Annotated in this window: 6 protein-coding genes; 3 read left to right on the top strand and 3 right to left on the bottom strand. The window is 33.1% G+C overall.

Going from position 1 to position 11,878, the window contains the following annotated elements; genetic code table 11:
- Positions 1-42: 42 nt before the first annotated feature.
- From BOW55_RS15360 to BOW55_RS15350, 3 genes are all read right to left on the bottom strand, one after another.
- The gene (locus tag BOW55_RS15360) at positions 43-1,512 is read right to left on the bottom strand and encodes an MFS transporter (protein ID WP_129024824.1); all 1,470 of its coding nucleotides are present in this window, start codon (positions 1,510-1,512) and stop codon (positions 43-45) included.
- A 168-nt stretch (positions 1,513-1,680) separates the two neighbouring features.
- The gene (locus BOW55_RS15355; RefSeq protein WP_089052822.1) at positions 1,681-2,382 is read right to left on the bottom strand and encodes a LytTR family DNA-binding domain-containing protein; all 702 of its coding nucleotides are present in this window, start codon (positions 2,380-2,382) and stop codon (positions 1,681-1,683) included.
- Positions 2,372-3,424, bottom strand: coding sequence for a sensor histidine kinase (locus BOW55_RS15350; RefSeq protein WP_089052823.1), 1,053 nt, complete (start codon positions 3,422-3,424; stop codon positions 2,372-2,374). The genes BOW55_RS15355 and BOW55_RS15350 overlap by 11 nt, the downstream gene beginning before the upstream one ends.
- Before the next feature lie 269 nt (positions 3,425-3,693).
- On the opposite strand from BOW55_RS15350, the gene BOW55_RS15345 reads away from it, so the two are divergent.
- From BOW55_RS15345 to BOW55_RS15335, 3 genes are all read left to right on the top strand, one after another.
- Positions 3,694-6,882 (top strand): SusC/RagA family TonB-linked outer membrane protein, encoded by a 3,189-nt coding sequence (locus tag BOW55_RS15345; protein WP_164975046.1) that lies wholly within the window; start codon positions 3,694-3,696, stop codon positions 6,880-6,882.
- A 12-nt stretch (positions 6,883-6,894) separates the two neighbouring features.
- Positions 6,895-8,418 (top strand): SusD/RagB family nutrient-binding outer membrane lipoprotein, encoded by a 1,524-nt coding sequence (locus tag BOW55_RS15340; protein ID WP_129024822.1) that lies wholly within the window; start codon positions 6,895-6,897, stop codon positions 8,416-8,418.
- 401 nt (positions 8,419-8,819) lie between these two features.
- Positions 8,820-11,867, top strand: a complete 3,048-nt coding sequence (locus BOW55_RS15335; RefSeq protein WP_129024821.1) for a SusC/RagA family TonB-linked outer membrane protein — start codon at positions 8,820-8,822, stop codon at positions 11,865-11,867.
- The last annotated feature ends 11 nt before the right edge of the window (positions 11,868-11,878 follow it).

Raw genomic sequence — 11,878 nt, 5'->3', positions numbered from 1 at the left:
AGTAGTATAGTAGTGGATTTTTTTTATTGTTTATTTTGGAATTTAGTGACCTCCACCTTCACTTTGAACGTGGCTGATTCCTTGTTTTTTTAATATTTTAGGACAGTAGAAACCATAGAATCCTAAATAAGCAAATCCTAAAAGAGGTACAATATAAGAGAAATGTGTCCATGTGATACCAAAGATTCCTTCTGGTTTTGTAAGGTCAAAATCACAGATGCTTCCTTGTACTAAAGGAATAATTCCTCCTCCTAGAATCATCATGATTAAGAATGAAGATGCTTTTCCAGTGTTTTTTCCTAAACCAGCGATCGCTAAATCGAAGATTGACGGCCACATAATTGACAAGAATAATCCACCAGAGATAAAGAAGAATTTAGCAATTTCCGGGCTTGGACAAACTAATCCTGCAAGCATCATTAGTAAACCAGATATTCCGAAAAGCATTAATGTTTTTCCAGCATTTTTTCCTCCTATAAAACTCACACCAATAAATACTAAAATCCAGATTGGGTAAATGTAGAACGAAGAAACATCGTGCGCTGCAAAAATATTAGCTCCAATAATTACTCCAAATGCAACAGCAGGAACAATGAATTTTAATGCTGTATTTACTAAGTTTGAAGTATTGAAAACGTTAACACCACCATTCCAACGGCCAATCATTAAACTTCCCCAATATAGAGCGATAAATGGCGCGATTGCATCTTCTAATACATTACCAAATTCAGCAGTATGAAGCAAAGCAGGCAGGTTACTGATAATTGTAACTTCAGTTCCAACATAAATAAAGATTCCTAACATTCCTAGATATAGTTGTGGATAATCAAGGATGTTGAATTTTTCGTGTGCTGTTTTAACTACTTCTTCCTCTTCTTTTGCCGGGTCTTCAATTTTAGAGAAGTTCATGAAAATTGCAACTGCAATAAATGCAAGACCAAGGATGATAAAAGGTAATTTAATATCTTCTAAAGAAAGTGCCGTTTTTTTGTTGTCTCCCATTCCAAATAAAGCGATTCCAAGTAAAATTGCTCCAATTGTTGTTCCGAAAGAGTTAATACCTCCTGCAAGTGTTAAACGGTGAGCTCCGGTTTGAGGGCTTCCCATTTTAATGGCTAATGGATTGGCAACAATTTGTTGAATAGAAAAACCTAATCCTACAGTAAATAAGGCTGTTAAGAAAAATGGAAAGCTTTCCATTGTTGCTGCAGGAATGAATAAAAATGAACCGAAAGCTGAAAGTACTAAACCAGCAGAAAGGGTTTTTTTGTATCCAAATTTTTGTAGAACATCTAATTTTAAGGAAACTAAAAAGAAAATCAAAGATCCTACAAAATACGCCGCATAAAAAGCCCACGCTACTAGTTGTGATTGAACTTGAGATAAGGTGAATACTTTTTTGAATACGGGAATAAGGATATCATTGGCCGAACCAACAAAACCCCAAAAGAAGAAGACTATTATCAACGAGATAAACTGCCCCCATTTGGTTTGCACATTTTCTGAACTCATAATTGTAATAAGGTTAATTTTTAATAAAATTGTTTTTTGAAGACCGTAAATATATTTGTTACACGAATCAAAAAAAAATTATTGATTAAAAATAATGTTAAATTTAAACGAACTACAATATTTATTCAACAATGTGTTAATTTATATAGAGTTAGAAATGTTAAAGTTTTACTCCAAAATTCTATTTTTGACGTCTTTACTGTAATTTCTGCCAATAGGAATCGTGTAGGACTGAATCTGGATGCGGTTTCCTTCTATTGATTTTACTTTGTTTAAAGCTATAACATACGATTTGTGAATGCGCAAAAAGCGTTCAGCAGGCAGTTCTTCAGATAATGAAGTTAATGATCTGTGGGTGATATAAGTTTTATCAGGAGTAACCACTTTTATGTACTCTTTCATTCCTTCTATAAACAGAATTTCTTCAATATTAATCTTCATCATTTTTTTATCTACTTTGATAAAAATATGCGAATCGCTTTTTGAGGTATCGACCTTAATATTGTTTTTTAAATTGTATTCGGTCGTAATTTTATTAATACATTTTATGAATCGTGGAAGCGGAATTGGTTTTACTAAATAATCTAAAACATCGAGATCGTAACTTTCGGCAGCAAATTCTCTAAATGCGGTGGTTATGATTACTTTGGTTTTGTTTTCCATTAAACTGATAAGTTCAAATCCAGTCATCATAGGCATATTGATATCAAGAAAAACGGCATCGACAGAGGTGCTGTTTATAAAATCCAGCGCTTCTAGAGAATTATTGAATGTTCCTATCACTTCAAAGTCTGTAAAATTTGCAAAGTAATTTTGCAGTACTTTTATAGCTAGAGGTTCATCATCAATCAATACACATTTAATCTTCATTATCAATTGGTATTTGTAAACGTATTATATAGTAATTCAGTTTTGTTGTATCTTTTAAGCTAAAATGATTTTTGTAAATCAGTTTTAATCTCTTTTTTGTATTAACCAGACCAATACCGCCTTTTGAGTTAAGATTTTGTGAAAGTACAAAATTATTTAAGATTTCAAAATCTAACATTTTGTTATCAATAATCTTACAGTTGATTTTAATTTTTAAATTAGTATTGTTTATACTGCCATGTTTAAAGGCGTTTTCTACTAATGAGATAAAGATCAGCGGCGGAACCATTATATCTTCAATGTTCGATTCTAGGTTAATAGTAACTTCTACATTCTCAAAACGTAATTTTTCAATCTCAACATAATTCTGAATATAATCTATTTCTTTAATCAGCGGAACAAATTTAGTTCCTTTTACATCATACAGAACATACTCCATTAAGTTCGAAAGTTTAATAATTACATCTGGAACTTTGTCTGAAGATTCTAATGACAATGCATAAAGATTGTTTAAAGTATTGAAAAAGAAATGCGGTTGAATTTGATTTTCTAGATATTTCAATTTGATTTTAAACTGATTTTCTCGCAATGATCTGTTTCTTTCACGTTCACGAAGCCAAGTCAAAGTCAGGTAAACAGATGAAGCCATCGCTAGAACATACAATTCTCCAATACAAACTGCTACAATATGATTAATCTCAAACGGATGATATTCTCGATTTGCTTCCGGCCAAATGTTTTCTGAGATAATATAAAAGGTAAGTGCAGTTTTTAGAAGGTAAATACCAAAAAGGCTGGCTAATAATGCAAAAGTGTAGGTAATGTATTTTTGTTTTAGAACATATTTAGGTACTAAAATAAATAGATTAAAATATACTAATGGAATGTGCAGTGAGAACTCAATTAAATTTGATTTAAAAGAATATGGATAATCATTAAAGTAAGCGCCCCATCGCAAAAAGTTGAGAGTGAAATAAGTGCCCCAGAACCAAATATGATTTTGAAGTTTTATGTCAAAGTTTAATTTTCGAATTTCGTTCAACTTTTTTAACGTTTTGTTATTATTTAGGAAGGACTTGTAAATACAGTACAACTTTACATAATTACTGTCAAAAACACAATTTTTTTGAATTAAATTTTAAAATAAATGTTAAAAAATGCTGTATTTCAACGATATAACGTTTTCGTAAAACATAATGTTGAATGTTTCGTGTTGTTTGTTTAAAAAACTGTACTGTTTGTATAATATATTTTTTTTAACAGTGCCTTAACAATATTTTTATCGCTTAACTAATCAAAACCATGATAAAAATGAAACAAATTATGTTAATCCTTGCGATTATCTTTACTTCGCAAATGTCATTTGCACAAGTAAAAACGATCAAAGGTTTGGTAAGCGATCAAAATGGATTGCCGCTGCCTGGAGTAAGTATTATTATTCAAGGTACAAAAACGGCTACCCAAAGTGATTATGACGGAAAGTATACGATTCAAGCATCTGCGGGAGATGTTCTTGCGTTTTCGTATATTGGTATTAAAACCCAAACAGTAACGGTGACTTCTTCGCCTACAATTAATGTTGTGCTTAAAGAAGATGCGCAAAATTTAAATGAAGTTGTTGTTACGGCACTTGGGATTAAAAGACAAAAGAAAGAACTGGGTTATGCCGTTCAAGATGTAAAAGGTGATCAATTAAATAAAGCGATTACAACAAATGTAACTTCAGCTTTATCAGGAAGAGTTGCCGGTGTAGACGTGTCAATACCATCAACGGGAATTGCGGGTAGTACGAGAGTTATTATTAGAGGTATTTCAAGTATAAGCGAAAGTAACCAGCCGCTTTATATTGTAGATGGAGTTCCTATTGATAATTCTGGTTTATCAAATGATAATGCTGCAGCTAGCAGATGGTTTGATGGACGTGATAATGGAGATGGAATTTCAGGAATTAATCCTAACAACATTGAAAGCTTAACAGTATTGAAAGGTGCAGCAGCTGCGGCATTGTACGGTTCAAGAGCTTTGAATGGAGTAATTTTAATTACAACTAAAAAAGGAAGCAAAGGAAAGCTTCAAGTTGAATTGACAAGCGGTGTAAGTTTTGATCGTGTAAATGCTAAGTATTCGGATTTTCAAAGTGAGTATGGAACTGGTGCAAATGGTGCGTTGCCAGACCCTAGCAGAGGTCCTTCTGAACTTTACAATTACACTACCAGCGCTTGGGGACCAAAGTTCTCTCAATCTGTGGGAGCGCAAGTAAAAATATTTGACGGTTCTACACGACCTTATGCTAAAGTCGATAATAATATTCAAGATTTTTTTAGAACAGGATTTACAACTACAAATGGAATCGCATTATCGGCAGGTAGTGATAATGCTTATGTACGTTTTGGATATAATAATTTAAACAACGATGACGTAATTCCGGGATCTGGTTTAGAACGAAATGATGCAAGTTTAAATGCAACTTTAAAATCGGAGAAATTTACGCTGGATGCTAACGTAAATTATATTGCTGAAAATACTGAAAACAGACCTGGTTTAGGAGATTCTCCAAATAATATTGGTTATTCATTAAGCGGATTGGCTCCAAATATTGATCAAGCTTGGTTAAAGAATTATAAGGATCCAGAAACAGGTAAGATATACGAATGGAATACTAATATTTATCAATTAAACCCATATTTTACAATAGACGAGAATCATAATTCATCTAAGAAAAATCGTTTTATTGGTAATGTATCTGGAACTTATCAGTTAAAAAGATGGGCAGCATTAACGTTGAGATCTGGTTTAGATACTTACGCTTTTAGTGCTAAAGATTTTATGGCTGCAGGAAGTACATGGCCGGGAAGAGATGAAGGTTATCTTGGTTTAAATAATATAAATGTGTCAGAGATGAATACTGACTTAATCGCAACTTTTAGTGATATAAAATTAGCTGAAGATTTTACTTTCTCAGGAATTTTAGGAGCTGGAAGAAGAGATTTTAGAAGAGATCAAAATTCTAGATTTGGAACAAAAATTATAGAACCGGGAACTGAATACATTAGTAATTTTGTGAATCAAACAGAAAATGCTCCCGTTGAAACCAGAACCAGAACAAACTCAGTTTATGGTTCAGCAAAGTTTGATTACAAAGGATATTTATATGCGGAATTTACAGGAAGAAATGACTGGTTCAGTGTAATTAATAAAGATGCTTTTTATCCTGCGGCTTCGCTAGGTTTTGTATTCTCTGATGCTTTTGATTTTAAAAATGAAGTTTTTAATTATGGAAAATTTAGAGCTTCTTGGGCGAGAGTTTCTAATGCTCCAGGCGCTTATAAAAATGCACTAAACTATACCACGTTTGCATCTTACAATGGTCAGAGTGTGGTTAATATTAAAAATAGTGCGGCGCCAAATCCTAATTTGACTTACCAATCTAAAACAGGAGTAGAGTTTGGACTTGAAACTTCTTTCTTTAAAAATAGATTAAGAGCCGATATTACTGTTTATCGTGAAGATACTTCTGATCAAACTCTGGATCTTCCTTCATCTGCAACATCTGGATATGAATTTATTTCGGTTAATGCTGGAGAATTGCGTAACGAAGGTATTGAAATCTTTTTGTCTGGTACACCTATTAGAACTAAAGATTTTGAATGGGGAATTGATTTGAATTTCTCAAAAAACAAAAACTCAATTCTTTCTTTACATCCAGATATTCAAACGTACACCATTTCTGAAGCACGCTGGGCAGGAGCTTCTATTGTTGGAGAAGTTGGAGGTAAGTACGGAACAATTATGGGAAGAGATTTTTTAAGAAATGATGCAGGTGAAAAAGTTGTTGGAGCAAATGGTCTGCCATTATTTACAGATGAAAAAGTAGCATTAGGAAAAGGGCTTCCAGATTGGGCTGCAGGTTTAACAAATAGATTTAGCTATAAAGGAATAACGCTTCAATTTTTAATCGATATGAAGTTTGGAATGGATGTGTATTCTATGACTAATTCTGTTGCAGCTCAAAAAGGACTTTTGGATGTTACTACTGATGGTAGAGATGCTTATAATCAAGCGAGAGCTCAAGCAATTGCGAGTGATCCTAATTTTAGTCAAGCAACGTGGATTCCTACAGGAGGATATGTTGCTGAGGGTGTTGTAAATGTTGGAACTACAGCCAATCCGAAGTATGAAAAAAATACAAAACCTGTAAATCCTCAGGATTATTGGAATACAGTATTTAATAACACGCCGGCTCCATTTGTTTACGATGCTTCGTATGTAAAATTAAGAGAGGTTAGTTTAGGTTATCAAATACCAAAAAGTGTTTTTGCGGGTGCTAAAATTAACTCAATTTATGTTTCGGCATTTGCAAGAAACTTATTGACTTTTAATAAAGATCTTCCAAATGTTGATCCAGAGTCTATGTATACATCTGGAAATGGACAAGGTTTTGAGTATGGTTCATTACCATTTAGACAGTCGTATGGTTTTAATATTAAAATTGCATTCTAAAAAAAAGATATTATGAAATTCAAACAAATAATAATAGCCATACTTGCATTGTTTACTGCAGTAGGCTGTACGGAGAATTTTGACGCGCTGGAGAAAGATCCTGTGGCGTTGACTGCAAATCCAGCTGGACAACTTACGTTTACACAATTGTGTATGTCCGGAGATGGGTTTTATCAATGGAGAACCAACTTAATTTATTCTGGTGGTTTTGTACAGCATTATTCTGGTGCATGGAACGTAACTACATTTGGAAGCAGATTCAATAAAGATGACGGATATGCTACGGCTTTATGGAGAAATGGATATTCTAATGAATTAAAGAATGTCGTAGATATTCTTGAAAAAACAAAAGATGATCCTGCGGCTGCAAATATGAATGCTGTTGGTAAGATTATGAAAGTAATGGTAGCACAGCGTATGACTGATATTTATGGTGATATTCCTTATTCAGAAGCTGGACTGGGTTTCTCAAAAGGAATTGTAACACCTAAATATGATAAACAAGAAGACATTTATATGTCATTTTTTAAAGAATTAGATGAAGCTTATAATCAATTAAAAGTTGGCGGCGGAAGCATAAAAGGTGATTTATTTTATAATGGTGATGTTCTAAAATGGAAAAAACTGGCAAACACATTACGTTTGCGTCTAGGAATGAGGATTTCTGAGATAAAACCAGTTGAAGCTGAAAAACAAGTTAAAGCGGCTTTGCAAAACGGAGTTTTTGCCAGCAATGAAGATAATTGTATCATGCGTCATTTAGATGCAAGTTTTAATGATGATCCAGCATCTATTGATTTTAGAGGTAATGGACTTGCTTATGCTTTTGTGGGAAATGAAAATGGAGATCACTTTACAACTTTGGTTATAGATTATCTTAGAGATAATGGAGATCCTAGATTAACAATGCTTGCAACTCCTAAAAAAACCAGCAGCGTTAAGCAAGGCGCACCAATTGGGCCAGGTGAAAATTTATATGAAGGAGTAAAACCAGGTTTGTACCAATATCAAGCTCCGGGTGGAACTGATGCAACATCAGGAATTCAAGATTATTTCAAGAAAAAAACGACACCTTTTTTACATGTTAGTTATTCAGAAACACAATTGTTACTGGCTGAAGCTGCTTTTAGAGGCTGGGTTTCTGGTTCTGCAGCGGATTACTATAAAAAAGGAGTTGAAGCAGGTATTAAGCAATTAGAAATTTATGGAGCGCTGCCGGCTGGTCAATCTAAAATTGATACTTACCTAAATGCAAAACCATTAGTTGCAGGAAAGGAAAAAGAACAAATTGCAACTCAGCTTTGGATAACATATATTTTTAATAGTATTGAAGCTTATTCAAATTGGAGAAGAACTGGATTTCCAAAATTAGTTCCTATCACAAATCCAGATTCTGAGACAAATGGAGTTACACCAACACGTTTATATTATCCAAATGATGAAATGCAGAAGAATGAAACAAATTATTTAGATGCACTAGCTAGAATGGGAGGAAAAAATGACTGGTTGAATAAAGTTTGGTGGGATGCTAATTAAATAGAAATTCCTGCATAAAGTTTTGCCTAATAAGGTGTTATTGTAATTAAATCTTAGAAATTAAAATTATGATAACATTTTATTAGGCATTTTTTTTTAACATTTAATTACTTCTTTTTTTTAATAGTATTTAAAAGAATTTGATAGTTTTTATCTTAAATAACAGATTTTCAAATATTTGTGATTTGTTAGATGATTTTTAATAAAACTAACCTATTGTTGAATAAAATCTCCGTAAATGCGGTAAAAACTGCATTTTATAGATAGGAAAACGTTTTCGTGCAACGGATTATTGATCGATTTATGTCGTTTGTTTAAAATTTCAGGCAGTTTGTATAATATATTTTTTTTAACAATCCCTTAAGAATAATTTTACATCATAACTAACAAAATAAATAAACATGAAAAAAATTTTCTTAATCTTTATGATTGTTTTTACGGCGCAAGTTTCGCTTGCTCAGGTAAAAAATGTTAAAGGTGTGATTACAGATTCTGATGGGATGCCGTTGCCGGGTGCATCTGTTGCTGTGCAAGGAGGTCAAAAAGGTTCTACTACCGATTTTGACGGATTGTACACTATTGAAGTTACAAAAGGACAAACTTTAGTTTTTACTTATGTAGGTCTTGAAACACAATCGATAGTTGTAGGTGATGCTACTACAATTAATGTTAAAATGGTACCAGCAGCATCAAATGCGTTAAACGAAGTAGTTGTTACTTCATTAGGTCTTAAGAAAACTAGAAAATCTCTTACTTACGCAGCTCAAGAACTTAAAGGCGAAGAGTTGACTCGTGTAAAAGATGCCAACGTTATTAATACAATTGCAGGTAAAGTTGCCGGTGTTGCAGTAACAAAAAGTTCTGCAGGTACTGGAGGATCTACAAAAGTAGTTATTCGTGGTAACTCTTCTATATTAAACAGCCAGCCGCTTTACGTAATTGATGGTATTCCTTTGTATAATGGTAGTTCAAATCAGCCAAATGATTCATTTGGTAGTACTGCAGGAGGTAACCGTGACGGGGGAGATACAGTTTCTTTAATTAACCCTGATGATTATGAAGGAATGACCGTACTTAAAGGTGCAGCAGCATCTGTATTATACGGATCTCAAGGAGCAAATGGTGTTATTTTGCTTTCTTCTAAGAAAAATAAAGAAAACAAAGGAAACTTAGCAATTTCTTCTGTTACTACTTTTGAATCTGTACATTCTTTGCCAGAATTCCAAAATGAATATGGAACTTTAAATGCACAAAAATCTTGGGGAGGAAAAGTAGCTTCAAATGATTTTGTAAAAGATTTTTTCAATACTGGAGTTACGCAAATTACTTCTGCTTCATTTACAACAGGATCAGATATTGCTTCTACAACTTTATCTTATGCTAACACTTCTTCTTCAGGTATTATTGAAGGTAATGGATTAAAGAAAAACAATTTTGGAATCCGTCAAACAGCTAAATTTTTCAACAATAAATTAACTGTTTCTGCCGATGCAAAATATACAAGCCAAACTATTGATAACAGACCGGTAAACGGACTTTATTCAAATCCTCTTACAGGTGTTTACTTGTTTCAAAGAGCAAATGACTTCAATTTCTACAAAGATAATTTTGAATCATTTATTCCTTCTAGAAACCTTTACGGGCAAAATTTCTACACACCATTGGATGCAGACATCTACGTTCAAAACCCTTATTGGTTAATCAATAGAAACAAATCTGTTGATAAAGATAATTTCTTTAACGGAAACATCGCTTTAGATTATAAAGCAAACAACTGGTTGAGCATTGGTGCAAGATACAGTTATAACAGAATCGAAAATGATTTTGATAAGAGAATTTATGCTACGACAAACAATTCTTTGTCTGGATACAATGGTAGATATATTAATGTAGGTACATTAAGTACACAACGTTATGGAGATTTAATTGCTAAAATCAATACTAATTTCAACGAGAATTTCAGCTTTAATGCTATAGTAGGTGCTAGTATCAATAATACTTTAGCAAATCATTCAACTACTTTAGATTCTGGTATCACTCCAGGGCTTATTAATGCTAACTTATTTACATTAGGAAATTTTGGAAGTAACAAAGGTGTAGATAACTTAAATCTTCAAGCTACAGGTTCTGCTAGAGAAGTTCAATCTATATTTGCTTCTGCTACTTTTGGTTACAAAAACATGTTGTATTTAGATGTTACAGGACGTAATGACTGGTCTTCTACTTTAGTAAATACAGATACTCCATCATACTTTTACCCATCTGTGGGTGTGACTGCTCTTATTAGTGAAATGACAACTTTGCCAGAGTGGATTAACTTTGGAAAAGTGAGAGGAACTTATGCAGAAGTAGGAAACGACGTTTCGGCTTTTGTAACTTCTCCAAAATCAACTGTTCAAGGTGGTATTATTATTCCTCCAACAGTAGGGCCAAGACCAGGTGAATCTTTAAAACCTGAGTTGAAATCAGAATACGAATTTGGTACAGAATGGAGAATGTTTAATAACAGATTTGGTTTTGAGGTTTCTTACTACAATTCAGAAACTAAAAATCAATACATCCAAGTTCCTGCACCAAGTACAAACCCTTATGGTTATACTTTTTACGGAATTAACGCTGGTAGTATCGAAAACCACGGTATCGAACTTGTTCTTACTGGAAAAATCATCACAGGAGATAAATTCTCATGGGATACTACATTAAACTATTCTCAAAATAAAAACAAGGTTAAAGAAATTCCAGAAGAATTAGGAGGAACAATTCCTTTAACTCCTGTAAACAATATCAACTACAGATATGCTTTAACAGAAGGAAGACCATTTGGAGTTATTGAAGGAAAAGGGATCGTTAAAAACGATAAAGGAGAAATTGTTTTAGATGACAAAGGAAACTTAGCAATTGAAGGAGCGTTCCGTGAAGTTGGTAATGCAAATCCTGATTTCATGTTAGGTTGGTCAAATACATTTAAGTTTGGTGCTTTTACAGCTAATTTCTTAATCGACGGACGTTTTGGAGGTGATGTAATGAGTATTACAGAATCTATGAATGATTTTTATGGAGTATCAAAAAGAAGTGGAGATGCAAGAAATGCTGGTGGTGTTCCTGTGAATGCAGTTATGCCTAATGGTACTAAAGTTACTTCAATGGATGCTCAAAAATATTACGAAGCAGTTGGCGGACTTAACGGAGCTACAGCTGAGTATGTATATGACGCTACAAACGTAAGTTTAAGAGAGGTTTCACTTGGCTATACTTTCAGTAAAAAAACATTGCCATTTGTTAATACAGCAACTTTATCATTAATCGCAAGAAATTTATTCTTCTTTTATAAAGATGCACCTTTTGATCCAAACATTGCTTTAAGTACAGGTCAAGGTTTACAAGGAGTTGATATTTATGGTTTGCCATCAACAAGAAGTATTGGTCTTAATTTAAATGTAACTTTCTAATTTAAAATATC

Source organism: Flavobacterium sp. YO12, from assembly GCF_004119495.1.
In the GTDB taxonomy this organism is placed as follows: domain Bacteria; phylum Bacteroidota; class Bacteroidia; order Flavobacteriales; family Flavobacteriaceae; genus Flavobacterium.
This window is presented reverse-complemented; position numbering and strand designations above follow the sequence as displayed.

What these genes read in the sequence shown, in the direction of transcription:
- BOW55_RS15345 (WP_164975046.1), top strand. Translation starts at nt 3,694, where the DNA reads ATGAAACAAATTATGTTAATCCTTGCGATTATCTTTACTTCGCAAATG.
- BOW55_RS15355 (WP_089052822.1), bottom strand. Translation starts at nt 2,382, where the DNA reads ATGAAGATTAAATGTGTATTGATTGATGATGAACCTCTAGCTATAAAA.
- BOW55_RS15360 (WP_129024824.1), bottom strand. Translation starts at nt 1,512, where the DNA reads ATGAGTTCAGAAAATGTGCAAACCAAATGGGGGCAGTTTATCTCGTTG.
- BOW55_RS15335 (WP_129024821.1), top strand. Translation starts at nt 8,820, where the DNA reads ATGAAAAAAATTTTCTTAATCTTTATGATTGTTTTTACGGCGCAAGTT.
- BOW55_RS15340 (WP_129024822.1), top strand. Translation starts at nt 6,895, where the DNA reads ATGAAATTCAAACAAATAATAATAGCCATACTTGCATTGTTTACTGCA.